General features: G+C 56.8%; 24 protein-coding genes. 8 read left to right on the top strand and 16 right to left on the bottom strand.

Features of this window, described 5'->3' with window-relative positions; genetic code table 11:
* Nucleotides 1–6: 6 nt before the first annotated feature.
* The 9 genes from nosR to ABJM11_RS09995 all read right to left on the bottom strand — a co-directional run bounded on the left by nosR (nt 7) and on the right by ABJM11_RS09995 (nt 12,746).
* Nucleotides 7–2,091 (bottom strand): transcriptional regulator NosR, encoded by a 2,085-nt coding sequence (nosR, locus tag ABJM11_RS10035; RefSeq protein ID WP_348295196.1) that lies wholly within the window; start codon nt 2,089–2,091, stop codon nt 7–9.
* A gap of 235 nt (nt 2,092–2,326) precedes the next feature.
* The gene (locus ABJM11_RS10030) at nt 2,327–2,728 is read right to left on the bottom strand and encodes a ribonucleotide reductase subunit alpha (RefSeq protein ID WP_348295194.1); all 402 of its coding nucleotides are present in this window, start codon (nt 2,726–2,728) and stop codon (nt 2,327–2,329) included.
* 23 nt (nt 2,729–2,751) lie between these two features.
* Nucleotides 2,752–3,501, bottom strand: a complete 750-nt coding sequence (locus ABJM11_RS10025) for a Crp/Fnr family transcriptional regulator (RefSeq protein WP_348295195.1) — start codon at nt 3,499–3,501, stop codon at nt 2,752–2,754.
* Between the two features lie 266 nt (nt 3,502–3,767).
* Complete coding sequence (locus tag ABJM11_RS10020; RefSeq protein WP_348296070.1) at nt 3,768–4,574, bottom strand: peptidylprolyl isomerase; 807 nt, start codon at nt 4,572–4,574, stop codon at nt 3,768–3,770.
* A gap of 11 nt (nt 4,575–4,585) precedes the next feature.
* The gene (gene narI / locus ABJM11_RS10015; RefSeq protein ID WP_348296162.1) at nt 4,586–5,263 is read right to left on the bottom strand and encodes a respiratory nitrate reductase subunit gamma; all 678 of its coding nucleotides are present in this window, start codon (nt 5,261–5,263) and stop codon (nt 4,586–4,588) included.
* A 23-nt stretch (nt 5,264–5,286) separates the two neighbouring features.
* A complete protein-coding gene (gene narJ, locus ABJM11_RS10010) occupies nt 5,287–6,027 on the bottom strand; it encodes a nitrate reductase molybdenum cofactor assembly chaperone (RefSeq protein WP_348296071.1) in 741 nt (246 codons plus the stop codon).
* A 10-nt stretch (nt 6,028–6,037) separates the two neighbouring features.
* Complete coding sequence (narH, locus tag ABJM11_RS10005; RefSeq protein ID WP_348296072.1) at nt 6,038–7,606, bottom strand: nitrate reductase subunit beta; 1,569 nt, start codon at nt 7,604–7,606, stop codon at nt 6,038–6,040.
* Nucleotides 7,603–11,346, bottom strand: coding sequence for a nitrate reductase subunit alpha (locus ABJM11_RS10000; RefSeq protein WP_348296073.1), 3,744 nt, complete (start codon nt 11,344–11,346; stop codon nt 7,603–7,605). The genes narH and ABJM11_RS10000 overlap by 4 nt, the downstream gene beginning before the upstream one ends.
* A 122-nt stretch (nt 11,347–11,468) precedes the next feature.
* Nucleotides 11,469–12,746, bottom strand: a complete 1,278-nt coding sequence (locus tag ABJM11_RS09995; protein ID WP_348296074.1) for an MFS transporter — start codon at nt 12,744–12,746, stop codon at nt 11,469–11,471.
* 185 nt (nt 12,747–12,931) lie between these two features.
* Here ABJM11_RS09995 and ABJM11_RS09990 point away from each other — a divergent pair, with 185 nt between their 5' ends.
* The 3 genes from ABJM11_RS09990 (at nt 12,932) to ABJM11_RS09980 (ending at nt 16,052) form a co-directional block, all read left to right on the top strand.
* A complete protein-coding gene (locus tag ABJM11_RS09990) occupies nt 12,932–14,791 on the top strand; it encodes a histidine kinase (RefSeq protein ID WP_348296075.1) in 1,860 nt (619 codons plus the stop codon).
* 35 nt (nt 14,792–14,826) lie between these two features.
* Complete coding sequence (gene narL, locus ABJM11_RS09985; RefSeq protein WP_348296076.1) at nt 14,827–15,486, top strand: two-component system response regulator NarL; 660 nt, start codon at nt 14,827–14,829, stop codon at nt 15,484–15,486.
* Nucleotides 15,487–15,554: 68 nt separating this feature from the next.
* Nucleotides 15,555–16,052 (top strand): SCP2 sterol-binding domain-containing protein, encoded by a 498-nt coding sequence (locus tag ABJM11_RS09980; RefSeq protein WP_348296077.1) that lies wholly within the window; start codon nt 15,555–15,557, stop codon nt 16,050–16,052.
* Between the two features lie 4 nt (nt 16,053–16,056).
* Here ABJM11_RS09980 and ABJM11_RS09975 read toward each other — a convergent pair whose 3' ends face one another.
* Together ABJM11_RS09975 and ABJM11_RS09970 are read right to left on the bottom strand one after the other, a co-directional pair.
* Nucleotides 16,057–16,899 (bottom strand): iron-sulfur cluster assembly protein, encoded by an 843-nt coding sequence (locus ABJM11_RS09975; RefSeq protein ID WP_348296078.1) that lies wholly within the window; start codon nt 16,897–16,899, stop codon nt 16,057–16,059.
* Between the two features lie 3 nt (nt 16,900–16,902).
* Entirely contained in the window at nt 16,903–17,037 is a 135-nt protein-coding gene (locus ABJM11_RS09970; RefSeq protein ID WP_348296079.1) for a hypothetical protein, read from the bottom strand.
* 96 nt (nt 17,038–17,133) lie between these two features.
* On the opposite strand from ABJM11_RS09970, the gene ABJM11_RS09965 reads away from it, so the two are divergent.
* Nucleotides 17,134–17,613 carry a hemerythrin domain-containing protein gene (locus ABJM11_RS09965; RefSeq protein ID WP_348296080.1) on the top strand — a complete coding sequence of 160 codons (480 nt, stop codon included), beginning with the start codon at nt 17,134–17,136 and terminating at the stop codon, nt 17,611–17,613.
* Between the two features lie 39 nt (nt 17,614–17,652).
* On the opposite strand, the gene ABJM11_RS09960 is transcribed toward ABJM11_RS09965, so the two are convergent.
* Nucleotides 17,653–17,880: a hypothetical protein gene (locus tag ABJM11_RS09960; RefSeq protein WP_348296081.1), complete on the bottom strand. Its 228-nt coding sequence runs from the start codon at nt 17,878–17,880 to the stop codon at nt 17,653–17,655.
* A 311-nt stretch (nt 17,881–18,191) separates the two neighbouring features.
* Here ABJM11_RS09960 and ABJM11_RS09955 point away from each other — a divergent pair, with 311 nt between their 5' ends.
* Nucleotides 18,192–18,650: a hypothetical protein gene (locus tag ABJM11_RS09955; protein WP_348296082.1), complete on the top strand. Its 459-nt coding sequence runs from the start codon at nt 18,192–18,194 to the stop codon at nt 18,648–18,650.
* 99 nt (nt 18,651–18,749) lie between these two features.
* On the opposite strand, the gene ABJM11_RS09950 is transcribed toward ABJM11_RS09955, so the two are convergent.
* Nucleotides 18,750–19,808, bottom strand: a complete 1,059-nt coding sequence (locus ABJM11_RS09950) for a tellurite resistance/C4-dicarboxylate transporter family protein (protein ID WP_348296083.1) — start codon at nt 19,806–19,808, stop codon at nt 18,750–18,752.
* A gap of 173 nt (nt 19,809–19,981) precedes the next feature.
* Here ABJM11_RS09950 and ABJM11_RS09945 point away from each other — a divergent pair, with 173 nt between their 5' ends.
* The 3 genes from ABJM11_RS09945 (at nt 19,982) to ABJM11_RS09935 (ending at nt 23,167) form a co-directional block, all read left to right on the top strand.
* A complete protein-coding gene (locus tag ABJM11_RS09945; RefSeq protein WP_348296084.1) occupies nt 19,982–20,695 on the top strand; it encodes a succinate dehydrogenase iron-sulfur subunit in 714 nt (237 codons plus the stop codon).
* 6 nt (nt 20,696–20,701) lie between these two features.
* Nucleotides 20,702–21,904, top strand: coding sequence for an aminotransferase class I/II-fold pyridoxal phosphate-dependent enzyme (locus tag ABJM11_RS09940; protein WP_348296085.1), 1,203 nt, complete (start codon nt 20,702–20,704; stop codon nt 21,902–21,904).
* 99 nt (nt 21,905–22,003) lie between these two features.
* The gene (locus tag ABJM11_RS09935) at nt 22,004–23,167 is read left to right on the top strand and encodes a cytochrome P450 (protein ID WP_348296086.1); all 1,164 of its coding nucleotides are present in this window, start codon (nt 22,004–22,006) and stop codon (nt 23,165–23,167) included.
* Nucleotides 23,168–23,220: 53 nt separating this feature from the next.
* Here ABJM11_RS09935 and ABJM11_RS09930 read toward each other — a convergent pair whose 3' ends face one another.
* From ABJM11_RS09930 to ABJM11_RS09920, 3 genes are all read right to left on the bottom strand, one after another.
* The gene (locus tag ABJM11_RS09930; protein WP_348296087.1) at nt 23,221–23,535 is read right to left on the bottom strand and encodes a hexameric tyrosine-coordinated heme protein; all 315 of its coding nucleotides are present in this window, start codon (nt 23,533–23,535) and stop codon (nt 23,221–23,223) included.
* A gap of 144 nt (nt 23,536–23,679) precedes the next feature.
* Nucleotides 23,680–24,777: a methyl-accepting chemotaxis protein gene (locus tag ABJM11_RS09925; protein WP_348296088.1), complete on the bottom strand. Its 1,098-nt coding sequence runs from the start codon at nt 24,775–24,777 to the stop codon at nt 23,680–23,682.
* Nucleotides 24,778–24,896: 119 nt separating this feature from the next.
* Complete coding sequence (locus tag ABJM11_RS09920; protein WP_348296089.1) at nt 24,897–25,259, bottom strand: DUF488 family protein; 363 nt, start codon at nt 25,257–25,259, stop codon at nt 24,897–24,899.
* Nucleotides 25,260–25,556: the final 297 nt, after the last annotated feature.

Below are 25,556 nucleotides of genomic sequence, written 5' to 3'. Positions count from 1 at the left end.
CTTTTCTTATGTCACCTGGGTGACCGGTATCTGTTCCGGGTGGCCCGGTGCGTTATGGCCACGGCGTTTGCCACGGCGTTTTACAATCAATGGTGGGCACTTGTTATCGTTGAAGTAGGTCATCTGGCAGTCCAGGCAGTAATGACACTCCTGATAGTTGATGGTGCCGTCCGGATGGATGGCTTGCACCTCACATTCGTGCTCGCACAACCGGCAGGGATTTCCACACTCTTTGCGACGTTTCAGCCAGTCGAATACCCTCAACTTGGTGGGTAACGCCAGCGCAGCGCCCAGAGGGCACATGTACCGGCAAAAGACTTTGCGGGTGAACAGGTTCACAACAATCAGCAGTACCGCGTAGGTAACGAATGGCCAGCTGCGGTCAAAACGCAGGGTAATGGCTGTCTTGAACGGCTCGATTTCTGCCAGCTTTTCTGCGGTTGCGAGGGAATCCAGCGATACACCAAACAGCACCAGCAGAATGATGTATTTGATGGCCCAGAGGCGCTCGTGAATGGGAAAGGGAACAGTGTACTGGGGAACTTTCAGCTTGCGGGCAATTTCGTTTACCAGCTCCTGCAGCGCCCCGAATGGGCAGAGCCAGCCACAGTAAACAGCCCGACCCCAGAGCAGGATAATACCGGCGACCGTTGCCCAGAGAATGAATATCACCGGGTCAACGAGGAAAGTCTCCCACTGGAACCCACTGATCAGGCTATTGACGAACGTCAGCACATTGACGATGGACAACTGCCCCAGCGCAAACCAGCCAATAAAGAACAGGGTATAGGTCAGAAACGCATGGCGTATCCAGCGGGTTGCCCTGGGCTTTTTAACCAGCCAGTCCTGGAAAAAGAGGATGAACATCAGGGCGCCGATGCCAATGCCCAGGACAATAATCTGGAACTGGCGCTGATACCAGACCTGCACCCACAGGGGCTGTGTTTCCAGCCACTCTTCCTCGGACAACTCCACCTCTGGCCGGTTGTAATACTGATCCGGCAGTTGGTACTCCAGAGGGAATACCGCAAACTCACTGTCCAAAGGACCGGTCTGGCGCTTGACGGAAAGCTCCAGCGCCCAGGTAGTGCCCGGGTCAAAGTTATACTGCTGGCGAATAACAAAGATCGCCATCTCTGAAAATTCTGGCATGCCCCCCGCATAAACGTCGCTCAGGCGGTAAAAGTCCAGATCCCTGAAATTGAAGGTGTCGCCGAACTGGCGCACCTGGATGCGATCAAAAATGCCGCCACGCACATAGCCAGAGCCCTTGAAGGAGTACTCCCCGCTCGCCATCACGGCAATCGCGTGCTCACCCTCTTGCAACTCTGACATCAGCCACTGGTACTGGCTTTCACCCAACAGGTTCCTGCCAATTGTGGGTACATTCAGATAACCGGTGTAAAGGTCAATCAATGCCTCATCGCGCTCGGCAGGAGAAGCTTCATCAATGCCTTCTGCTCCGGTTCCCTTGAATGCATCGTCCACCTGCCCCTTGGTCACCAGCAGGCGGCGGAAAGAGCCATCACCGGTGAGTTCTTCCCAGCTTTTTTCGGTAAATTCGCCGGTGCGGACTTCCGCCACGGGCGGCCTGGCCTCACCTCCACCCTTGACCAGTCCCAACTCGGCACCCACACGGTGGGCTGTTTTCATGATGACTTCGTTGATTACCATCACCGTAACCGTGGCGCCAGACAGGCCGTCCACAGCAACACGGCGCTCGGACGACTTACCGCCCACCGTGACCCTCTGGTCTGCCTTGAGGCCAACGTACTGGTCAGTGAACTCGTGCATCTTGATTTCGGGAATGCCGATAAGAAGAATCGGCTCATCGTGGTGTATTACCCGCGCGCCCTTGATCTCGCCTTCGGTGTCGAGCACGACCAGGGCGTTCAGGGGCTTGCCGGAATAGGCCGGCGTCTGAACGAAATCCAGGGTCTGGTAGGCATAGCCCAGAAGCTCTTCGCCACGGCGAAGTTCCTGGATGGCGCGGTTATCTTCCCGCGGGGAGATATCATCAACCGAGGGAAAGGCTTTCTGGATCACCTGACGGGCCGCCAGTGGCTCGTATTCTTCGGGAGATTCCGCCATGACACCCGTTACCGGACTCAGGACAAGAAACAGCAATCCGAGGATTGATATGGCAGCACGCTGAATAAAACTCACGACACCCCCTGGGGACACCTGCATGAAGAGAAGACGAGCGACAGCGGCATACTATTCGCCTGACGCATTGGGATATTTGATATTTCTCACTGGTGACGGGCTGCTACATAAAAAAGCTAGTCGACATAACAAAAAGTTCAAATACCCTTTTCAAACGTGATTAACCCAGTGAAATGGCCTGACCATTTCGGTCCAGTGGCAGGTAGTTGCCAACGTGGCCCAGCCGGATCGACTCAACCATCATGGTTAGGGGCTGCTGGGCTTCATCGGAAGACGGTTGCATGCCACCGCGACCAGACATCGCGGCAACGAATACCACATCCCAGTCCTGGCCGGTCTGGCGGGACTCCTCAACAAGGGCGCCGAAGTCACTGACCTCTTCGGGCGTTTTATCAACGCATACCACCGGTGTCAGGGCGCCGCCCTCTCCGTTCGCAAAGGCGGCCTTTTCCGCGCGTGATGCATCGTCCGGGAGCTCTGCGCGGCAGAACACGAACAGGAAGCGCTGGGGATCGGGTTCCGCGTTGGAGGCTTTGAGCAAATCGGTGTAGCTTGAAATCATCAGTGTGTTCCTGCTTTGACTGTTTACTGGCTGATCTGGATCAGTCGAGCCGGGTCGGAGATAAACAACCGGCTGCGGTTAACGCGGACAAGCCCGTTCGATTTCAGGTCTGCCAGAATCCGTGAGAAGGTTTCCGGCTGCATCGCCAGGCGGGAGGCAACCAGGCATTTGGGAAGCGGCAATTCCACTTCGCCACCCTGTTCAGCGCCGCTGGGTAGCAGGTCTATCAAATACCGAATCAGCCTGTCCCGCGCGCTCTGTACCGTCATGATCTCCAGGTCGTGGAAGCGTGCCACGGCGCGCTTGGCGAAATGGCGCAGCGCCGGCTGGGTGTATTCGGGCTTTCTTTCCAGCAGATCCTGGTAAACCTTGACGGGGATCATCAGCACTTCGCTGGATTTGAGTGCCTCTGCGTAACAGGCGTACCTTGCCGGGTCTGCATAGATCATGACTTCTGCAAAGCAGTCGCCGGGAGCAATGCTGTCGAGTGTGCGGTCGATCCCGGACGCGTCCAGGCGGTACAGGCGCAGCCGGCCAGAGACCACGAAGAAGAAGTGGTGTGCAGGCATGTCCTGGCGGTAGAGCAGCTGGTGGTGGCCCAGCCGCAGTCGTCTGGACTGCTGCATCAAGTCTGCCAGATCTTCGTTCGTCAGCGATGAGAACAGCGCGTGCCGGCGCATCGGCGCCAGGCTGTCGTCCTCATCAAGTGGTTTGTTGACGGCAACCAGTACCGGTTTGCTGTAGCGTGTTTCGGCGGTTTGTAATAGTGCCATAGTCTTTGCCCCTGCATTAATAATGCATTTCATATCTGGTTTTATAGTAGTGGGGCTTTGGGGGAAAATCGCTCCCCCGATGGGGGTAGTTGGGCGGTTATTACTGAGTAATTGACTTAGCTCAAAGAGGGGGCCTTGCTGGCAGGGTGCTGGCTCTCTTGTTTACTTGGGAGCACAGACCAATGGGCCCCTTCTTCCCATGTGGCGCTTGAGCGTGTTTTGGGAAGAAGGGGCCCATCGGCCTCCCGGCACTGAAGCTAACCTCTTTACTGCATCAGCGGCGAGTCGGGGATTTCCATGTCCACACCTTCCACACCGGTTTCCGCTGCCAGTACCTGTAGATACTGACGGAATGCCCTTCTCGTCACACTTTCGCTCAGGTACTGCCGTATCTGCGGCTTAACATGCTCATAAGGCAGCTGTTCGCCATCGATACGCTGGTCGACTCTCACCAGATGCCAGCCGTAGCGGGTTTCGATCAGTTCCGGGTTGAGGCCTTCCTGCAGGGACAATACCGGGCGCTCGAATTCGTCGACGGTCTGGCCTTTGCTGATCTGGCCGAGGCTGCCGCCCTGGTGACGGGATTCGCACGCAGAGTACTGTTTGGCCAGTTCGGCGAACTGGGCGCGGCCATCGAGGAGAGAGGACAGCAGCTGTCGCCCGGCTTCTTCCTGGCGCATGCGTTCCTGGACGTCGTCCGGGGCGGCTGCCAGGAGGATATGGCTGACGGCCATCAGGGTGGGGCTGCGGAAACGGCTGGGGTTGGCGGCGTAGAAGCGTTCGCAGTCCTGCTCGCTGGGGTCAGGAACATTGAGTTCCAGCTCCAGCACGCGGGCGATGCGATCTTCTTCATCGGCGATATCGTCCAGATCGAGGCCCGCAGCTTTCTGAAGCAGAAGTTCACGGATGACGAGGCTTTTAGCGGCGTCATGCCAGGCTTCGGCGACCTCTTCGGCCGGGTGATGCTGCATTTCCCGGGCGATGTCGTCTTCACCGATCAGGGTCTCGCCCACGTACACCGGCGGGAACTGGTTTCTGGGTTTTTCGGCTTCGCCGACGGGGATGAGTTGCATGGTCTTTCTCCTTACGCGCGCTTACGAACGACCTGGTACTTCCGCCCGAAATACTCCACCGGCACGCTGAGCATGTGTACCAGGCGGGTGAACGGGAACAGGACGAAGATGGTCAGTCCCAGGAAGATGTGGGTCTTGTAAATCCAGTGCACGTCGGCGATGAAGCCGGCCACACCACCCTGCAGGGTCACGATGCCCTGAGCCCAGGCAGAGAACTTGAGCATGGTGCTACCATCCAGGTGCCCCATGGTGGGCAGGATGGTGAGCATGCCCAGCACCAGCTGTGCCACCAGAATGATAATGATCATGTTGTCGGCAAAGGTGCTGTTGGCTTTTACTCGGGGGTCGGTCAGCCGGCGCCAGGCCAGCATGCCGCCACCGATAATAGCCATCACACCGGCAATGCCACCCACCACAATTGCCATGATCTGTTTTGTTCCGGGTGTCATGAACGGTTCGTAGAGCGCATGGGGTGTCAGCAGGCCAACCAGGTGACCGAAGAAGATCACCAGAACACCCACATGGAACAGCACACTGGCCATCACCATGTTTTTCTTCCGCAGCATCTGGCTGGAATGGGCCTTCCAGGTGAACTGACCGTGGTCATAACGTGCCCAGGTGCCAATGACCAGAATAGCGATAGCAATGTAGGGATAGACCCCGAACAACAGTGTATTGAGATAGGACATCATTTCAGTTTCCTCCCGCGCCCTCAGGCGCCTCCTGCCTGACGGGGCGTTACGTCCGTCATCAACTGATCACTCAGGTGAATGGTCTGGGTCTGCTCCAGTTCGCGGCGGCGCTGACCCACAACTCCACCGGTACTGCAGGAACTGCCCTGATCGTCCACAAACTTGACCATTTCCTCTTCCCAGACCTTGTCCAGTGCTTCCGGGGTATCATCGCGTTCTTCGGAGGCGACGATTTGCGCCAGTTCCTGGCGATTCGCTTCCCGCCCCGACAGCACCAGCAGTGAATCCATCAACACGTGGTACAGGCTCTCGCGCTGATACAGTCTTTCTCCCAGAAGCCCCAGAATGTGGTGGATGTCTTCCAGCCAGTTCCGGATCTCTTCCCATGGCCGGGTTGAGAGATATTCCAGGAACAGCGGCAGATAGTCCGGCAGTTCCCTGGCATCAATTTCCAGACCATTGGCACGGTATTCCTCCATCAGGTCCACCATGGCCTGTCCCCGGTCACGGGATTCGCCGTGTACGTGCTCGAACAACAGCAGGGATGTTGCCCTGCCCTTGTCGAACGTGCCCACGTAGTTTTCCTGCATATCCAGCAGATTACCGTCGCATAGCAGGTCGATGCACCGCAGCAGCTGCTCCTTGTTCTGCCGTGGCAGCCGGTTGTCTTCCAGAGTTGCCGCCACCAGTGCGTCTTTGGAAGCCTGGAGTTCTTCGGTCGGGTACTCGAGCACCCGCGCTATCACTTTTAAGAGTTGCATCTCGGCCTCCTTATTTTTGCAGCTGCTTCGGGTCAACCTGTTTCACGGTGGACAACTTTTGCACCATGCTGGTGGTTTGCTTGCGGCCGCCGAACATATTGAATTTGCTGTCACCGTTGCAGCCGTCGCCAAAGCTGAAGCCACAGCCTCCCCGCTCACCATGAGCGTCAGGAAACGCTTCCTTTGCCAGTTCGCGATGGCTGGTGGGTATGACGAAGCGGTCCTCATAGTCCGCGATAGCCAGGTAACGGTACATCTCATCCGCCTGGGCCTTGGTCAGGCCACACTCCTCCAGAGCTCTCAGGTCTTCCTTGCCTTCCACGGTTTCGGCGCGCTTATACAGGCGCATTGCCATGATCCGCTTCAGCGCGCGAACGATCGGCTTTTCGTCACCTGCCGTCAGCAGGTTGGCGAGATATTTCACCGGAATCCGCAGGCTTTCGATCTTCGGCAATATGCCGTCGAACTCGACTTTTCCGGCTTCCGCCGCAGACTGGATCGGGCTCAGTGGCGGCACGTACCAGACCATCGGCAAAGTGCGATATTCCGGGTGCAGCGGCAGGGCCAGTTTCCAGTCCACTGCCATCTTGTACACCGGGCTGCGCTGAGCGGCTTCGATGACATTCATCGGGACGCCGTCTTTTGTCGCCTGCTCGATGACCTTCGGGTCGTTCGGGTCGAGGAAGATTTCCAGTTGCTTCTCGTACAGCTCGTGCTCACCCGGGGTGCTGGCCACTTCTTCGATCCGGTCTGCATCATAGAGCAGTACACCCAGGTAACGGATGCGGCCGACACAGGTCTCGGAGCACACAGTGGGCAGGCCCGCTTCGATCCGCGGGTAGCAGAAGATGCACTTCTCGGACTTGCCGGTTTTCCAGTTGAAATAGATCTTCTTGTACGGGCACCCCGACACGCACATCCGCCAGCCTCGGCACTTGTCCTGGTCGATCAATACGATGCCGTCTTCTTCCCTCTTGTAGATGGCGCCGCTCGGGCAGCTGGCCACACAGGTGGGATTCAGGCAGTGCTCGCACAGGCGCGGCAGGTACATCATGAAGGTGTTTTCGAACTGGCCGTAGATATCCGCCTGCACCTGATCAAAGTTCTTGTCCTTGCGACGCTTGGCGAACTCGGTACCGAGGATTTCTTCCCAGTTCGGGCCCCATTCGATTTTCTGCATGCGCTCACCGGAGATCAGCGACCGTGGCCGTGCTACCGGCTGATGTTTGCTATCACCGGCGGTATGCAGATGCTGGTAATCGAAGTCGAACGGCTCGTAGTAGTCATCGATCTGCGGCAGATCCGGGTTGGCGAAGATGTTCGCCAGAATCCGGAACCGGCCACCGATTTTCGGGCGGATCTTGCCGGAACTGTCGCGCATCCAGCCGCCCTTCCACTTGTCCTGGTTCTCCCACTCTTTCGGGTAGCCAATGCCGGGCTTGGTTTCAACGTTGTTGAACCAGGCGTACTCCATGCCTTCACGGCTGGTCCATACGTTTTTGCAGGTCACTGAACAGGTATGGCAACCGATGCACTTGTCCAGGTTCAGTACCATGCCGACTTGGGAACGGATTTTCATTTTACAGCCTCCTGAACAGTGTCATTACCTTCGCCATCGAGCCAGTCGATGTTGTGCATCTTGCGCACCACCACGAATTCATCGCGGTTCGAGCCTACGGTGCCGTAGTAGTTGAACCCGTAGGAATACTGCGCGTAGCCACCAATCATGTGAGTCGGCTTCGGGCACACCCGGGTGACCGAGTTGTGGATACCCCCCCGGGTACCGGTGATCTCGGAGCCCGGAATGTTCACAATCCGTTCTTGGGCGTGGTACATCATCACCATGCCGGGCATCACGCGCTGGCTGACCACCGCCCGGGCCGCAATGGCGCCGTTGGCGTTGAACAGTTCGATCCAGTCGTTGTCCTCGATGGCCAGCTCTCTGGCATCGTCTTCGCTTAGCCAGACGATGGGGCCACCGCGGGACAGGGTCAGCATCAGCAGGTTATCGCTGTAGGTGCTGTGGATACCCCACTTCTGGTGCGGTGTAATCCAGTTCAGCGCTTTCTCGGCGTTACCGTTGCTGCGCTGGTTCAGCATGCTGCTGACCGTCTTGGTGTTGATGGGCGGACGGTAGACCAGCAGGCTCTCACCGAAGGCGCGCATCCACTCGTGGTCCTGGTAGAACTGCTGACGACCGGTCAGGGTGCGCCAGGGGATCAGCTCGTGAACGTTGGTGTAGCCGGCGTTGTAGGACACATGCTCGTCTTCCAGGCCAGACCAGGTCGGGCTGGAGATGATCTTGCGCGGCTGTGCCACGATGTCCCGGAAGCGGATCTTCTCTTCTTCCTTGTTCTTTGCCAGATGGGTGTGATCCAGGCCGGTAAACTCGGACAATGCCGCCCATGCTTTTACTGCTACCTGGCCATTGGTCTCCGGAGCCAGGGTCAGGATCACTTCCGCGGCATCAATAGCACTTTCAATCTTCGGGCGGCCGGCGTTGGCTCCATCGATGTGCTTGTAGTTCAGGTCACCCAGGAACTTCACTTCCTTCTCGGTGTTCCAGTTGATGCCCTTGCCACCGTTACCCAGCTTGTCCATCAGCGGGCCAAGGGAGGTGAAGCGCGCGTAGGTGTTCGGGTAATCCCGCTCGACGGTAACGAAGTTGGGCGCGGTCTTGCCCGGAATCAGCTCGCACTCCCCGCGTTTCCAGTCCTTCACATCGAACGGCTGGCCCAGCTCGGCCGGCGCGTCGTGCAGCAGCGGCAGGGTAACCACGTCTTTCTCGACGCCCAGATGGCCTTCGGTGGCCTTTGAGAACGCCTTGGCAATGCCTTTGTAGATCTCCCAGTCACTGCGCGCTTCCCAGGCCGGATCGGTGGCCGCGGTCAGCGGGTGAATAAACGGGTGCATGTCCGAGGTATTGAGGTCGTTCTTCTCGTACCAGGTTGCGGTCGGCAGAACGATGTCGGAATACAGACAGGTAGTGGACATGCGGAAGTCCAGGGTTACCAGAAGGTCGAGTTTGCCCTCGGGCGCCTGGTCATGCCACTTCACCTCTTTCGGCTTGGCGCCACCCTCGTGACCAAGATCCTTACCTTGCAAGCCGCTGGTGGTGCCCAGCAGGTACTTGAGCATGTATTCATGGCCCTTGCCGGAGGAGCCCAGCAGGTTGGAGCGCCAGATGAACATATTACGCGGCTGGTTTTGAGGCGCCTCCGGATCCTCACTGGCAAACGCCAGGGAACCGTCCTTCATGGATTGGGCCACATAGTCCGAGACTTCCATTCCGGCTTTTTCCGCCTCGGCAGCAATTCCCAGCGGGTTGCGGTTGAGCTGCGGGGCAGACGGCAACCAGCCCATACGCTCGGCACGAACGTTGTAGTCAATCAGGCTGCCACCAAATCTCTCCTTGTCCGCCAGCGGCGACAGGATCTCGTCCACACCCAGTTTTTCATAGCGCCACTGGCCGGAGTGGGCATAAAAGAAGGAGGTGGAGTTCATGTGGCGCGGCGGACGCTGCCAGTCCAGACCGAAGGCCAGCGGCTGCCAGCCGGTCTGCGGGCGCAGTTTTTCCTGGCCGACGTAGTGGGCCCAGCCGCCACCGCTCTGACCGATACAGCCACACATGATCAGCATGTTGATCAGGCCACGGTAGTTCATGTCCATGTGGTACCAGTGGTTCATACCGGCACCGACGATGACCATGGAACGCCCCTTGGTTTTGTCGGCGTTGTCAGCGAACTCACGGGCAATGCGGATCACCTTCTCGGCGGGAACGCCGGTGATCTTCTCCTGCCAGGCCGGAGTGTACGGCTTCACTTCGTCGTAGGAAGTCGCGCCGTCGTCGTCACCAAGGCCACGGCTGATGCCGTAGTTGGCGACCATCAGGTCATAAACGGTAACCACGCGACCTTCTGAACCATCCGCCAACTGAACCTTGCGGGACCCCAGCTTGTGCTTGAGGATGTCCTTGATTTCGACGTGCTTGAAATGGTCATGCTCGATGCCGCCAAAATACGGGAAAGCGACATCGACGATGTCGTCGTGCTTTTCGACCATGGACAGTTGCAGCTCAACCTCGTTGCTGCTTGCAGTCTGCTTCAGGTTCCACTTGCCCTTCTCGCCCCACCGATAGCCGATAGAGCCGTTGGGCGCGGTCAGCTGGTTGGTTTTCTCATCAATGGCAATGGTTTTCCACTCGGGGTTGTTCTCTTCCCCGAGGCCATCCACCAGGTCACTGGCGCGCAGGAAGCGGCCCGGCACGTAGCTGCCATCTTCCTTCGCTTCCAACATGACCAGATACGGCATGTCGGTGTAACGACGCACGTAGTCGGTAAAGTACTCGCTGGGCTTGTCGACGTGGAATTCTTTCAGGATCACGTGGCCCATGGCCATGCCCAGTGCGGCATCAGTGCCCTGCTTGGGGTTCAGCCACTCGTCAGACAGCTTGGAGACTTCGGCGTAGTCCGGAGTAATGGCAACGGTCTTGGTGCCCTTGTAACGCACTTCGGTAAAGAAGTGGGCGTCCGGGGTACGGGTCTGGGGTACGTTGGAACCCCAGGCAATAATGTAGCCGGAGTTGTACCAGTCGGCAGATTCCGGCACGTCGGTCTGCTCACCCCAGGTTTGCGGGGAGGCCGGCGGCAGGTCGCAGTACCAGTCGTAGAAGCTCATGCACACGCCACCGATCATGGAGAGGTAGCGGCTGCCGGCGGCGTAAGACACCATGGACATGGCGGGGATCGGCGAAAAACCGAGAATCCGGTCGGGGCCGTACTTCTTGGCGGTGTAGACGTTGGAGGCGCCAATCAGCTCATTGACTTCGTCCCAACTGGAACGCACAAAGCCGCCCATGCCGCGGCGGGGCTTGTACTCGGCAGTTTTCTTGGGGTCTTCCACGATGGAAGCCCAGGCATCCACCGGATCCTTGTGCTCAACCTTCGCCGCGCGCCAGAGCTGCATCAGGTGCTTGCGCATCAGCGGATACTTCAGGCGGTTGGCGCTGTACATGTACCAGGAATAGCTGGCACCACGTGGGCAGCCGCGGGGCTCGTGGTTGGGCAGGTCCGGGCGGGTACGGGGATAGTCCGTCTGCTGCGTTTCCCAGGTGACCAGACCGTTCTTGACGTAGATCTTCCAGCTGCAGGAGCCAGTGCAGTTAACACCGTGGGTGGAGCGCACGATCTTGTCGTGCTGCCAGCGCTGGCGGTAACTGTCTTCCCAGTCGCGGCTGACATCGTGGGTTTCGCCATGGCCGTTGGAGAACGGCTCGCGCTTCTTCCTGAAGTAATTCAGTTTATCGATCAAATGACTCATGGTCTCTCTCTCCGTCTGCCGGATCGTTTCTCCGATTTGAGACCATTGTGGGTGAGAAAAACCCTGAAATCTGCGTGGTTACTACCACATAACCCACCCCTACCACCCAAGTGGTATGGGCGCTATGCACTATTGCGTAACAACGTCTGACGCTCCTCGCGACGATAGTCCCGGGCAAACAGATAGAGGCTGCCGGTGAGTAGCATGAAAAGAATCATGAACATGGCCGTACCCACGCCCACCCAATGAATCACCGCGCCAAAAAGCACCGGCAGCAGAAAGGCAACCAGGCAGGCGCTGACTAGCAACACTCCCGCCGCGAAGGCTGCTGCCTCACGGTTTTCCGCCACGACCATGCGCTGAAGGCCTCCCATGGCAGAACCCAGCGCAACCCCGAGCACAACGATGAAGACCCCTTCCAGAGCGAGAGGCAGGGCCAGTTCAATGGAGATTACCGAATCAATTCCATGAACTGACAAGGTCATCGGCGGGTAGGACAGCACGAACAGGGCCACCAGACAGATCATCAGCGAACGGACTATCACATGCCCCGCCCCGTAGCGATCCGACAGGCCGCCTCCAGCAATCTGCGCCAGGGCTCCGGGGATCACAAACCACAACGCCAGCCGGGCGCCCGATTCCATAGTCAGCAAAAAACGGGACGACATGAAGTCCGGTAGCCATAACGCCAGGGAAAAAAAGCTGCCGGCTACAACACCAAAGTACAGGTACAGTCGCCACATCCGCACATTTTCGAAGCGACCCAGTAGTTGTCTAACGCTGGTTTCATCATCGGGATCGCCACGGGAATCGGAGTCGTCTGTCAGCAATACCAGCAGCGCGGTCACTAGCAAGAGAACGACAAGGTAGGCTAGCGGGACCCCCTCCCAGGAGAAGGCCTGCAAAATCAGGGGAACAAGATAATAATTGAAGCCAGCGCCCGTCACGCCCGCACCAAATATGCCCAGTGCAAGCCCCATATGCCGGGAAGGGGCGTGACAGGTCACAAACTGGAGCCCCGCGCTATAAAATCCGCCCGCGAGGCCCAGGCCAGCCGCAACCAGCAGATAACCGCCCCAGGTTTCCACCAGCAACAACAGCGACATACAGACGGCAAGCCCGAGCAGGCAGGCAATCATTACCCTCCGTGCGCCTACCTTCTGGGCGGCAATTCCCGCTGGCACCGCCAACAGGGCACCAGCAGCCATGGGCATTGCCAGCAACAGGCCGAATTCCAGGCTACCCAGCCCGAGAGCGTTCCGAAGATACGCGCCAGCTACAGCAAATATGGTCCAGCAGCCGGCAGCAATAACAAAGCCAACGACTGCCAGCGGTAGAACCACGGCCAGCGAGGTCAGTTTATCGTTATCTTCGTCTTCTTCGACTGAATAAGGCTGCATGACAATACCCACTGAAAGCCAACTTCCAGTTTCCGGTTTTGCCCTGCACGGGGTCAAAGACTATGATGGGGGATTGCCTATTGGGGTAATCACGGGTGCTTGACTATCCTCAAGGAGGTACACTCAGGGAGTAAAACCGGCCAGGATCGCGCCGCCATATTCGTTGTACCCGATGAAGAGACCAGATGACACGCAACAGTCCCCTCGTTAAACGCATCTCCATAGTTGTTGGCGCCGTTGTACTGACCGCCATTGTCAGCATGGCAACCACTTTGGGGGTATCACACAGCATTGAGGGTAATGCGACTGCCATCAATATTGCCGGATCCTTGCGTATGGGCGCCTATGAGTTGCTTGCCCGCTCTGCGGCAGACCCGGCAGACGATCATTCCACAGCGTTCATGACCGGCCTGGAAGCCTACCGGGAACGCATGGCCCACCCGGGCTTCAACCGGGCAATCCCGGAGGCCAGTGACCACCCGCTGGCAAAACAGCACCAGAAGATGGAATCCATCTGGCGGGACGAGCTACAACCGTCACTGATTGCCAACGCCCCCAACAGTACTCGCGTGACGGAAGAACTTATAGCGGCAACTGAACGCTATGTGGCCGAGGTAGATCAGTTGGTCAGCATGCTGGAGCACCGGACCGAGGCCCGCGTTGATCTGCTGCACCTGATCCAGATTATCAGCCTGGTGTTCTCGATACTGATTATTTTTGGTCTGTTCCTGGATATCAAGAAAAGGATCCTTCGCCCCCTGCGCAAGCTAATGGACATCGCTGTTGCGGTCGGCGAGCAGGACTTCTCGCATAAGGCCAATCTGAAAGGCTCCGACGAACTGTCCCAATTGGGGGCTGCGTTTGACCAGATGACCAGTGAGCTGGCCCTGAGTTACCACGAGCTCAAAGAAGATGCGATGACAAAGACCCGCGAACTGGAGAAGAGCCACGCAGCCCTGGAACTGCTCCATTCGTCCAGCCGCTCCCTGTTCGCCAACCACGACCTTTGCAACGGCGCTATCCCCATGCTCCAGGACCTGGAGCAGTTGCTGGGCATCGGCCCCATCCGGCTTTTCCTGCACGATAAGAACTCCGCCGAACCAGTGCAAGCCGTTACCACCTCGACCAAAGAACGTCCTTACTACTGCAAGGACCACGATTGCGATGCCTGTCTGGTAACGCCGGAAGTATTTGATGAGCTGCCCTCGGAAGGCAATGACGGCCGGAGGTTGCTGTTACCCATTCGCACACCAGGGCAACTGCTGGGCACTCTGGAAGTCTGGTACCCGGCCAGCAAGGGATTGTCACAGACCGCTCGCCGCCTGCTCGAAACCCTGAGTGACCAGTTGGCCACAGCGATTTTCCTTGAGCGCCAGATTACCGAAGAGCAACAGCTCACCCTGGCAGAGGAACGCACTGTGATTGCCAGGGAGCTGCACGATTCCCTGGCCCAGTCACTGTCCTATCTGAAGATGCAGGTGGCACGGCTCCGCCGCCTCGACATTACCGGCGAGCATGAAAAGGTACACAACGCCATTCTGGAAGAGCTGAGCACCGGACTGAACAGTGCTTACCGTCAACTACGGGAGCTGCTGACCACCTTCCGGCTCAAACTGGACACCCCCGATCTGGCCACTGCCTTACGGCAAACCGCCCATGAGTTCTCGGAAAGGCTGGGCAGTGAAGTAAAGCTGGACTACCGTTTGCCACCGCAAACACTGTCCCCCAATGAGGAAATCCACACTCTGCAAATCGTGCGCGAAGGGCTGGCCAATGCGGTGAAACATGCGGAGGCTTCGGAGATTGTGGTGGAGGTGCTGTTTGAATCTCCCAGGGTTCGGGTCAGAATACTTGATGATGGTAAAGGACTACCACCCGGGGACCAGCCGTCACAACACTATGGCCTGGTCATAATTCAGGACCGGGCCCGCACTCTGGGCGGAAAGGTTAACGTTGCTAACCGTGACACCGGTGGCGTGGAAGTGGCGCTGAGCTTTGTCCCCAAGAGCAGGCACCTGATTACATCCGAAGCCGCCGGCAGCTGAGCATTGCAACACTACTTCAAATAATGAGAGGAACCATGTCTGACGCACCCGCAAGTATTCTGTTGATTGACGATCACCCTTTGCTTCGTCAGGGCATAAAACAACTGATCGAGATGGAAGACGAGATGCAGGTGGTTGGCGAGGCCAGCAATGCTGCTGACGGCATTCTTCTTGCCCAGGAGCTTGAGCCCGACCTGGTGCTGATGGACCTCAACATGCCGGAAATGAACGGTATTGAGGCACTGAAAAAACTGCGTGAGGGGAGTATCAGCTCCCGCATCGTGATGTTCACGGTATCTGACCATGAAGACGACGTGGTCTCGGCCCTGAGAGCCGGCGCTGACGGCTACCTGCTGAAAGACATGGAACCCGAAGACATGATGAGGCAGTTGCACGACGCCGCCGTGGGCAAGATGGTCATCAGCGACCGCCTGACTGCCCTGCTGGCCCAGGCGTTGCGCTCGCAGAAACCCCAGCAGACGTCACGCCCGGACTTCGACAGCCTGACCCCAAGGGAAAAAGATATCCTCCGCCTGATCGCCGAAGGCCTTTCCAACAAAATGATTGGCCGCAAGCTGGACATCAGCGACGGCACCGTGAAGGTGCACGTGAAACACCTGCTGAAAAAGCTGAACCTGCGCTCACGCGTGGAAGTCGCCGTATGGGCGGTAGAAGAAGGCCTGCACAAGGGCTGAGTTATATCAAATTACTGTGCCCTGGTTTCCGGTACTCTGGGCAGGTTTCTGACCGCCCGGAGTAAACCATGGCATTCCCCCTACCTCCCATTACCTCACTGAACAGCCCGCTTCTCGACCAGTCCCTGGCTGTCCTAAGGGAGTATCTGCCCTCGCCTTTCCCGGTACTTGAGGCCCTAGACCGCCGCATTCCGGTTCCATTCAAACAACTGGCCGCGGAAGCACCGCTCAACCGCCTGTTTGCAACCGCCATCAAGGATGGTGAGTTCGATGATTTTGAAGGACGCCGGATACGCCTGGAAGCAAACGGGGGACAGCCGGGCATTACCATTGGTTTCTGGGCCGGCCGCCTGCGCATTGTCGACGGCCCGGGTGAGGCCACAATACGGGGCTCCTTGAGCGCATTCAGAACACTGGCGGAGCGACGGCAGGACCCTGACCAACTTTTCTTCCAGCGCCGGCTGGTTATCGAAGGCGACACCGAGCTGGGCTTGGGGCTGAAAAACCTGCTTGATAGCCTGGAGTGGAGTTTCGTTTCCATTCGGCGACTCCGGCCCCGTTGTTGAGCAATCAGATCAGCCCCAACTCCAGCCTCGCTTCCTCCTCCAGGTTGTCATAACTCCAGGGAGGATCGAACACGATATCCACCCTGGCGTCTTCCATGTGGGGAACCTGTAACAGTTTGCCTTTCACGTCGCCGGCAATGATATCGCCCATTCCGCAACCCGGTGACGTCAGTGTCATTTCGACACGCACAAAATGCCTGTCCTGATCAATCTCCAGTTTATAGATGAGCCCCAGCGCGACCACGTTCACTGGAATTTCCGGGTCGTAAACCAGTCGTAACGAATCCCAGCATTGTTGCTCACTGATCCGCCCGTCCTCCGGCGCCTCGAACAAGACGGCATCCGAATGAAAGCCCAGTTGTCGCGTGACCTCCGGAGAGAGGCGGTACAGATTGCCCTCGAAGTTAACCGTGAAGCTGCCCCCAAGCGCCTGGGTTATCGACACAGACGCCCCCTCCGGAAGGGTAACCGTGTTTCCGTATGGCACCCTCAGGGCTTCACACTCTTGCGACAGAACAAAGGTTTTAGGTGGTTTTGCCGGCTGTTTCGAATTCGGGGCCTTGATGGTCAGGCACCGGAGTTTGCCCTCCCCCTGAACACCAATCTTCATGTCCTGCAGGTACGGGACACTTGCCTCTTCGAAATACAGCACCAGTCCATCAAACTCCTTACGGACATCTCCCGGCGACTCCTCACCTGGCGGACAGAAGGCCAGGCACGTCTCGGCGTGCTGGGTGCCGGCCTTGTCCACATAAACACGTGCCGCCATCCCCGGCACTTCCTGCTTCGCAAGTAAAGTGACCAGATAGTCACGGGCCTCAGGTGTCACTTCAGCATTGATGTTCACGATCTACTCACCTTTCCTGCGTTTTTTACGTTCCCGCTTGACCTGGTTGGACCTGCACTCGTTACTGACAAGATCCAGCCACTGCCGGTGCTGCTCCCAGACCTTGTCTTTAATGTGTTCAGGCTTGCTGCAACTCATCGCTACACCTCCATGCACCAATAAAATGAGAACAATTCTTGACAACCTTTAAAAGGTATTTTATATATATCTTAAAGCAAGAAAGGAGAATCAGCAATGAACTATCAACAGACACCCGCCGAGAAGTTGGACACAGACGCACTGCTGGATCTTATATTACGCGGCTACGATGCTGCTCATCTTGAACAGCTACCCAAACTGCACCGGCTTGCGCGCAAAATCGAGGCCGTACACAGGGCAAACCCCGACGTCCCGAAAGGCATTACCCTGGCGGTAAAAAAACTGGAGCACAGCCTCACTGATCACATTGAGAGAGAGAACGCCTACGTTCTGAAACGAATGGAGCATGATCAACCGCCCATGCCCGACACACCCATTGCACAGATGAACGAAGAGCATTCTGTCATTCAACGGCAGCTGAAAAAGCTACGCCAGATGACCCGGAACTACCGGGCTCCGGGTTCTGCCTGTCGGTCGTGGCAGCGTTTCTATCTCGAGCTGAATGCTCTGGATTCCAGCTTATCAAAGCAGATCTATCTGGAGCGGGACGTGTTATTCCCGAGATTTCAGTTCTGAGCAAGACGATAGCGGGAGAGGGAGCAGTGTCCCCGTATCTCATCGGGGGCTCTTTCTCTCCTGCAAATACTGCCGGTACACCCGAATGGAAGCCAACAGACTTTCCCGGTATGCGGCGCCATATCCGTTACCACCGGAATCAGCCTCTCGAATAGCCGATTCATACTGACCAACTCCCTGTTCGGCAAAGGTCTTCGCGGCCGATTCACCATCCCTGCTCGCGACAAAGGCTATTCGGGCCCACTCTCGAGATTCCTCACTATCCATATCACTCTCCCTTAATGATTGTGCTGGCGACACCGTCGTGGTTCGACCAACTTCTTTTGGAAAGCCTGACCGGGCGGAGCTCGGGCGATGATGAACTGACTTCATGGAAATGAGAATATTTCTTGACACCTATTAAAATGTATTTTATATATATCTTAAACGAAGAAAGGAGAATCAGCAATGAATTATCAACATACACTTGGCGAAGAGCTGGATACAGACGTACTGCTGGAGCTCATATTACGCGGCGGCTTCACGTAAACCGGGAAGTGCAGTTCTCAAGATTTCAGGTCTGAGAGGAGGGCAGGATCATGGCATTCAAACAACTGAAAGACCTTATTGAATGGATTACCGAATACCACGAAATGCTGGAAAAGCAGTATGAAACCCTGGCCAGTAGCCAGGACGATGAACGCATGCAAATGGCGCTAAGCTTCCTGGCCAGCCGTGAACATCATCTTGCGGAAATGATGGAGGATTTTCTTCAGGACGCCGATGATGATCTGATGGACAGCTGGCTGGTGGATTCACAGGAGTTCGACAGTCGGAAAATTCCGTCCCACATTCCGGAATGTACTGGGTGCGAGGACATACACGATGTTCACAAGAACATCATGCAGGCCAACAAAACTCTGACCGACATGTACCAATTACGGTCCATGCTGGCTCAGAACACCCGGGAGGCGGAACTCTTCCGGGAACTGGCAGACAATCAGCAGGCGGAAGCGCGTCTGCAGTCCAAGGACATCGGAAGACTGGAAATGTATTAGCGCGCCATGGAAGAGAAGCCCCTGCTTGTCTAGCCCCCGGATTTATTCGGGGGCTCTCTGTTCCCCTCAGACTGCACGCGTTAACTCAACCGACCATCTCTATCGGCGGGCAAGTAAGACAAAATGCCGCCACATCCCCAGACTGGTTATCACCCAGGCCCCGAACGCCAGCCAGAGGGTAACTGCAGGGATTACCATCAGAAAAGTCGTGTCCAGCGCATCCACAAGCCGGATTGTTCCCGTGGTGTACATGGCCAGAGGAAACACCAGGCTCCAGAGTTGCGGTTCATATCTCAGCTTATGGCGCTGAATAAGATGACGCCAGATTGTCAGTCCGATCAGCAGTGGAATCCACCAGCTTGCTATCGACCAGAAAAACAGGGTGAAGCCTTTCATAAACGGAAGGAAGTCCACCAGAAGACCACCCTCCTGCCCACGCAGGATCAGCGTGGAGCCGGCCAGAGTTGCAATGGCAACAGCTCCCATGTTGATCCAGTATGGCGGGCTCAGGGTTTCGGCGCTCAGCTTCAGAAATGTCAGCCTGTAAAAAATCAGGGTGATGATCGCAAGGTAGAGCATGCACCCGATCATGAACATACAGAGCGCAAAAAACAGCCGCAGGTCCTCTGGCCCGCTCCAGGGTACCAGTGCGGTCAGTATGGCAACCGACTGGGTACTGACCGCTGCCAGTAACCAGGCACCATTAATACCAGTATCCAGGGTGGGCTTGTCCTGGCGGGTGGTGACTGCCATGAAAAACAGATACATGATAACCAACCAGAGGATGACGCCAAACCACCAGAAGGCGGCTGCGACGGTATTCCATCCAAGCAACAGCTGGAACTGGGAGCCGAGAATGCAGGTGCCCGCGATGAGAGTAAAAAAGCCCGGCCCCCGCGCGTGACTCATCATGTCGTCAACCAGAGATGCCGGATACCACAACACCCGTATTGCCGTGAGAAACCACAGGAAACCATACGCCAGACAATTGGCCGCCAGTAACGCCAGTGCCAGAATATTGTGCCCCATCAAGCTCAACGCAATGGACGTGGCCCCCGTCGCCATCACAACGGCAAAATACCCGGGAAACAGATTCGCCGCTGCACTACGGATCAGACCAATCGGGCACATAGGCCATTCCTTAATTGTTGCTGCCATCAGAGTCCGCTCTGCAAATACGCGGAAATACAATTGTTGGTTTCGGGAGTCTGGCACCGAATCCAGATTCCGTACTCAGAGTTTGATTGCTTGAATCATCTGCTAACCTTCATACTGAATGTGTCTTCTTTCAAGAACAACTGCATCAAGTCAACGTAAGGGAGGCCAGTGCCATGAGTGGTTTTATAGTCAGACTGTATCGCTACCACCCGGAGCAGGATGATATGCCTTACAGCCAGGATATCGAAGTTGGTGAGGAATTCCGAAACCGCATGGTGCTGGACGTGCTGGAATATCTGAAAACCCGGGACCCCACTCTGGTGTTCCGACGCTCCTGCCGTGAAGGCGTCTGTGGTTCCGATGGGCTCAGCATCAACGGCCGTAATGGCCTGGGCTGTATTACCAATGTTGCGGATGCCCTGGGTAAAAAGAACGTGCTGGAGATTCGGCCACTGCCGGGCATGCCTGTGATCCGCGACCTGGTGGTTGACCAGTCACTCTTTTTCAAGCAGTACGAACGTGTTATGCCCTGGCTGGTCAACGACAGGCCAAACCCGGCAATCGAAAGGCTGCAGAGCCCGGAAGACCGCGCAAAGCTGGACGGGTTATACGAGTGTATTCTGTGTGCCTGCTGCACCTCCGCCTGCCCCTCCTGGTGGTGGAACCCGGAAAAGTACATCGGGCCATCGGGGCTGTTGCAGGCTTACCGGTTTCTGTCAGATTCCCGGGACACCGCCACACGCGAGCGTCTGGAAAAACTGGAAGACCCATTCAGTGTGTTCCGGTGCCGTGGCATAGGGAACTGTACAGCTTACTGCCCCAAAGGGCTTAACCCCATGAAAGCCATTGGTCACATCAAGGCGATGCTGGTTCGGGAGCAGATTTGATCACTTATGACCGACAATTATCCAACAGCGCCCTCCACGCGCCTCATCCATAATCGCCGTCACCGGGATGCCTTTGGCAGTCCCTATTCACCGGTCTATAACACGACCACCTACCGCTTCCCTGACACCGAAGCACAGCTGGACGTTATCGAAGCGAGAAAACCGGGCTACCTATACACCCGCTGGGGAACCAACCCGACCATTCAGGAGCTGGAACAGGGCCTGGCAGCCCTGGAACAGGCCGAGGCAGGGCTGGCTTTTGCCTCGGGCATGGCGGCGATTTCCGCAACCATCCTTGCCCACGGCCAACAGGGCGTCGTCTGTGTTGGTGACATCTATGGCGGCACTCAGGAGCTGCTGGCCAATCATTGCCAGCCACTGGGTATCCCGGTCACCTTTCTTCTTCAGGCCGATGCAGAGCAGCTCAAGGCTTCTTTAACCACGCAGGGCATGCTTGTGTTCTGCGAAACACCGGCTAACCCCACCCTTGCCATTCTTGATCTCCGGGCCATAGCCGGGATTGTTCAAGAAAAGGGAGCACTGCTTGCCGTCGATAACACCTTTGCTTCACCCATAAACCAGCGGCCGCTGGAACTGGGTGCAGACCTTGTGGTTCACAGCGCAACCAAGTATCTGGGTGGCCACAGTGATCTTACCGCAGGTGCCATGATGTCGTCGGCGCGATTGACAGAAACCGTCGCCGCGTGGCGTAAAAACCTCGGCCAGTTGCTCTCGCCCGAGACTGCTGCCCTGCTGTCCCGGAGCCTGCGCACCCTGCCCCTGAGAATCCGGCAGCACAATGAGAATGCCATGGCTGTCGCGCGGGCCCTGGACGGGTATCCTGGCGTGGCCCGGGTTCTCTACCCTGGCCTGCCCTCCTTCCCGGGGCACCAACTGGCCAGAGAGCAGATGAACGGTTTCGGCGGAATGATGACCATCGAAATTGCGGGCGGAGGGGCAGCCGCCACAGCCGTTGCCGATAACCTGCGAATCTTCCTGTTGGCAACCAGTCTTGGCGGCGTAGAAAGCCTGGTCAGCCAACCTGCCATCACCAGCCATCACGACATCGGCGCGGAAGAGAGGGAAAACCGGGGGATCAGCGACAGCATGCTCAGATTTTCCGTTGGCCTTGAAGATCCGGCCGATCTGATTGCGGACCTGCAACAGGCGCTAGACAAGGCAACTGCCAGAGACAAAACACGCCCTTGATTCAAATCATCGGGCCAGCCATCAATTGACTTATCTTCAAGAAAACAAATCGGCGCTCTGTTAGCCTGAAGGAACCTATTTTCGTTTCGAGGATTAGCAATGGCAGACGATCCCCGCACCCCGGACTGGAACCCCCGAGCGGATGAGGTCCTGGGTGACCAGATACGGGCCTACGATACCATGCGCGCTCAGTGCCCCGTTGCCTGGAGCGACTACCAGCACTGGACGTTATTCAGGCATGGCGATGTAATGCGAGTTCTGGAAGATCACCAGACATTCAGCAGTGCGGCATCCAGCCACCTTTCTGTCCCCAATAGCATGGACCCGCCCGAACACACGCCCTATCGAGAGATAATCGAGCCCTATTTTTCTCCACAGGCAATGCGCGAATTCGAGCCAACCTGTCGGAGCATTGCCCGCAATCTTGTTGATAGCCTGCCCGACAGTCAGCCGTTCGATGTCGTTGAACGGTTCAGCCGGGCCTTTGCCCTGCAGATACAGTGCGCTTTTATGGGATGGCCTGACTCCCTTCACGAACCATTGAGAGAATGGGTACTGAAAAATCACCGGGCTACCCTCGCCAGTGACCGGCAGGCCATGGCTGACGTTGCCCATGAGTTCGACGGCTATATTCACGATCTTCTGGAAACCCGGCGCCAGGCCGGCCCCAACGCCCCGAGAGACGTCACCACCTCGCTGATGGAGGAGACGGTCAATGACCGCACCATGACTGATGAAGAGCTCACCAGCCTAATGCGGAACTGGACAGTCGGTGAACTGGGCACTATCAGCTCCAGCGTATCGATTCTGCTGAGTTACCTGGCTGAGCATCCGGATCTGAGGCAAAGCCTTGCCAACGATACCACTGAGTTGACGGACGCCATCGATGAAATATTGCGAATGGATGCGCCGCTGATGTCCAACCGCCGGATCACAACCCGGGAGGTGGAGATTGGAGGGCGAGCAATTCCTGCCGGTGAAAAAGTTACCGTTATGTGGGCGTCCGCCAACCGTGACGAGAGGGTGTTCGGCGATCCGGATGCGTTCTGCCCCCATAAGAACCGTGACCAGAACCTGTTATATGGCGCCGGCATTCACGTATGCCCGGGAGCACCTTTAGCCCGGATGGAGCTCAGGGTTCTGATGGAAGAGTTTCTTTCCGCTGTCCACACTGTGGAACCGGCGACCGATGCACACCCTGAACGGGCCGTTTTTCCGACTGGTGGTTTCAGCTACCTGCCGCTGACCATCAAAAAACAATAAGTGAGACTGCCTTACCACGAAGATGGCGGCCCTGACGGCCGCCATCGTCCGGCTTATTTCCAATAGTTGTTGGCAGCAGCCACGGTCTGGAAATGGACGGCAATGACCTCAGAGGCATGAATCAGCGCCTCACCCTTCTGGGCGTACTTTTCACGCTCGCGGAACAGCGTCTCTTTATCGGGCTGGGTGCTTTTCACGCCCATCCGGGACAACTTGATAGCCAGCTCAAAACCTTCTTGTGGTGTTTCAGTAACCAGACTCGGCAGCCAGGTGTCCGACTTCTTTTGATTTTCCGCCTGTACCGTAAGGGGCATACTCAACGCCAGCGCTGCAAAAATCGCCAAAATTTGGTTTCGTGGTTTCATCATTACTATCTCCTTGGATCTCATCAGACTTTGGGCCTCTATCTCTAGTGAGGCTCTTCCAGTAATGGACCATTTTACATATATTTTCAATACATCTTTTATAGCATATACACTCCGCTCGTTAAACAGCCCTTCTCATGAGGCAGTTCAGGCTGTCTGAACAGAAACCAGCCTTCTCAACCGGCTCATTACATCCAGGTTATTGGCCTCCATGGCTTCCAGTGCGCTCAAAGCCTCTTCAGGCCGATTCTCATGGTGTGCCTGGACAGCCTGTATGGCATACATATGCACAAGTCGATGAGGCTCTTCAATCGCCTTGAAGTCCACCCGTCCTGAATAGTGTTCGTTGCCGCCACCCTGGTAGTACCACTGACCAAGCCGGCATTCGGTTTCGGAGGGCAGGGAAACGGCCGTGCGCTCCGACAACCCGGCCAGAATCTGATAAACGGTAAGCTTGATTTCCAGTTCTTCCAGATTGGCCAGTTCTATTTCCGCCAGCAAAGCAGCATTGCCAAGAGCGGTAGAAGAGTTGTCCGCCAGGTCAATCAGCGCCATCAGGCGATCTCTGGCGGTTTCGGCCTCTTTAGCGAGAGTTTCCATTTCCTCACTGCTGGCCTTGCTGGCGCCGGAAACCGCCGTGGTCTGGGTGCGAATCCGTCCGATGGCTTCATCAATCTCCCGGGTGGCATCTCCGGCACGAAAGGCCAGGTTGCGGACTTCCGTTGCCACAACGCTGAACCCCCGGCCATGTTCACCCGCCCGGGCCGCTTCGATACTCGCGTTCAGGGCTAGCAGCGAGGTCTGATCCGACACGCCATCGATGACATCCACCAGTGACGTAATGCTTCCGGTTTCCGCCTCCAGCTCTTCCATCTGGCCAGCAGAACTCACCACCCTATGGCGGGCGCCGTCCAGGCGCTGAACCAGTGTTGCCATGCCGTCCCGCACCTGGCCGGATTCATCGCGGGTTTTCAGGGCTTCGGTGCGTCGGGAGCCCAGCAGCGCCGATAACTCACTGAATGACCCCTTGAGCTCCGCCAGTGATGAGCCGAACAGGCCAAGGCCGGCCATGAGCCGATGACTAAGCTGAAGTTCCGCCCGGCTTTGCGACAGCGCTCCCGACTCTTCATCCAGTCGCGCTTCCAGCCTGCTATTCTGCTCACTGATCTCGGCAAAGGCCTTCTTTAATGCCGACAACTCCCACTCCAGCGCTTCTGCACGCTTTGTGGACGGCCAAAAACCCATAAGATACTCCAGGCCAATATATAGATTTATATTATATACATGTATAAAGGCCAAAGGGTACGGATTTGCCACTAGTGCTTCACTATCAGCCTGCCGCTAGTAGCGCTGAACGAGCTACGTCAAAGCCTGTCTTTAAGAACAAAGTCCCGAAGCGCGACGGCATTATTGTGTTCAGTATCTTTCGCCGCATACACCAGGGTTATGCGCTCCTTTTCTTCAAGTAGCTGTTTCAGTGCCTGAACATCGTCGCTGGCATCATCGGAATTCAGCTCTTTAAGGTATCGCTTCTGGAATTCTGCCCATTTATCCGGATCGTGGCCGAACCATTTCCGCAACTCGGTAGACGGGGCCAGTCCTTTGAGCCAGTGGGCTATATCAGCGTCAGCTTTAGCCACCCCGCGGGGCCAGATGCGGTCGACAAGTACCCGGGGGCCATCCGAGCGGGCAGCGGTTTCGTATGCTCGTTTCAAGCGGATGTCCATAGGTCCCTCCCTAGATGAACATGACAATTCGAGCCTACTCCAGGATGTCTCGGGGTGCAAAATCAGGCGAACGGACAACGTCAGAGCAAATCCATTTGCGCTTTTCCCGACTCCGGGTTAGATTCATCTTAAATCCTTTTGAATGTCAGAATCATCTTGCGACCAGTCAACACCCTGACCATTCCCCGGGCTGTTCTCTCTGACAGACCCGGCTTCGCTACAGCGTTACTTAACTGACGCTGGGCCTGCGTTCGCGCCTGGCTCAGCGACCTCTATAAATTCCCTTGTTCTGATACC

Source organism: Marinobacter sp., assembly GCF_039977835.1.
Classification (GTDB): domain Bacteria; phylum Pseudomonadota; class Gammaproteobacteria; order Pseudomonadales; family Oleiphilaceae; genus Marinobacter.
Note: the sequence above shows the minus strand (reverse complement) of the source record. Positions and strands in the feature narration are given on the sequence as shown.

Coding starts and splice junctions, on each gene's coding strand:
- ABJM11_RS09930 (WP_348296087.1), bottom strand. CDS start 23,535: ATGATGAAACCACGAAACCAAATTTTGGCGATTTTTGCAGCGCTGGCG.
- narH (WP_348296072.1), bottom strand. CDS start 7,606: ATGAAAATCCGTTCCCAAGTCGGCATGGTACTGAACCTGGACAAGTGC.
- nosR (WP_348295196.1), bottom strand. CDS start 2,091: ATGGCGGAATCTCCCGAAGAATACGAGCCACTGGCGGCCCGTCAGGTG.
- ABJM11_RS09950 (WP_348296083.1), bottom strand. CDS start 19,808: ATGGCAGCAACAATTAAGGAATGGCCTATGTGCCCGATTGGTCTGATC.
- narI (WP_348296162.1), bottom strand. CDS start 5,263: ATGTCCTATCTCAATACACTGTTGTTCGGGGTCTATCCCTACATTGCT.
- narJ (WP_348296071.1), bottom strand. CDS start 6,027: ATGCAACTCTTAAAAGTGATAGCGCGGGTGCTCGAGTACCCGACCGAA.
- ABJM11_RS09925 (WP_348296088.1), bottom strand. CDS start 24,777: ATGGGTTTTTGGCCGTCCACAAAGCGTGCAGAAGCGCTGGAGTGGGAG.
- narL (WP_348296076.1), top strand. CDS start 14,827: ATGTCTGACGCACCCGCAAGTATTCTGTTGATTGACGATCACCCTTTG.
- ABJM11_RS10000 (WP_348296073.1), bottom strand. CDS start 11,346: ATGAGTCATTTGATCGATAAACTGAATTACTTCAGGAAGAAGCGCGAG.
- ABJM11_RS09960 (WP_348296081.1), bottom strand. CDS start 17,880: ATGGATAGTGAGGAATCTCGAGAGTGGGCCCGAATAGCCTTTGTCGCG.
- ABJM11_RS09920 (WP_348296089.1), bottom strand. CDS start 25,259: ATGGACATCCGCTTGAAACGAGCATACGAAACCGCTGCCCGCTCGGAT.
- ABJM11_RS09965 (WP_348296080.1), top strand. CDS start 17,134: ATGAACTATCAACAGACACCCGCCGAGAAGTTGGACACAGACGCACTG.
- ABJM11_RS09940 (WP_348296085.1), top strand. CDS start 20,702: ATGACCGACAATTATCCAACAGCGCCCTCCACGCGCCTCATCCATAAT.
- ABJM11_RS09990 (WP_348296075.1), top strand. CDS start 12,932: ATGACACGCAACAGTCCCCTCGTTAAACGCATCTCCATAGTTGTTGGC.
- ABJM11_RS10030 (WP_348295194.1), bottom strand. CDS start 2,728: ATGATTTCAAGCTACACCGATTTGCTCAAAGCCTCCAACGCGGAACCC.
- ABJM11_RS10025 (WP_348295195.1), bottom strand. CDS start 3,501: ATGGCACTATTACAAACCGCCGAAACACGCTACAGCAAACCGGTACTG.
- ABJM11_RS09945 (WP_348296084.1), top strand. CDS start 19,982: ATGAGTGGTTTTATAGTCAGACTGTATCGCTACCACCCGGAGCAGGAT.
- ABJM11_RS09955 (WP_348296082.1), top strand. CDS start 18,192: ATGGCATTCAAACAACTGAAAGACCTTATTGAATGGATTACCGAATAC.
- ABJM11_RS10020 (WP_348296070.1), bottom strand. CDS start 4,574: ATGCAACTCATCCCCGTCGGCGAAGCCGAAAAACCCAGAAACCAGTTC.
- ABJM11_RS09970 (WP_348296079.1), bottom strand. CDS start 17,037: ATGAGTTGCAGCAAGCCTGAACACATTAAAGACAAGGTCTGGGAGCAG.
- ABJM11_RS09980 (WP_348296077.1), top strand. CDS start 15,555: ATGGCATTCCCCCTACCTCCCATTACCTCACTGAACAGCCCGCTTCTC.
- ABJM11_RS09995 (WP_348296074.1), bottom strand. CDS start 12,746: ATGCAGCCTTATTCAGTCGAAGAAGACGAAGATAACGATAAACTGACC.
- ABJM11_RS09935 (WP_348296086.1), top strand. CDS start 22,004: ATGGCAGACGATCCCCGCACCCCGGACTGGAACCCCCGAGCGGATGAG.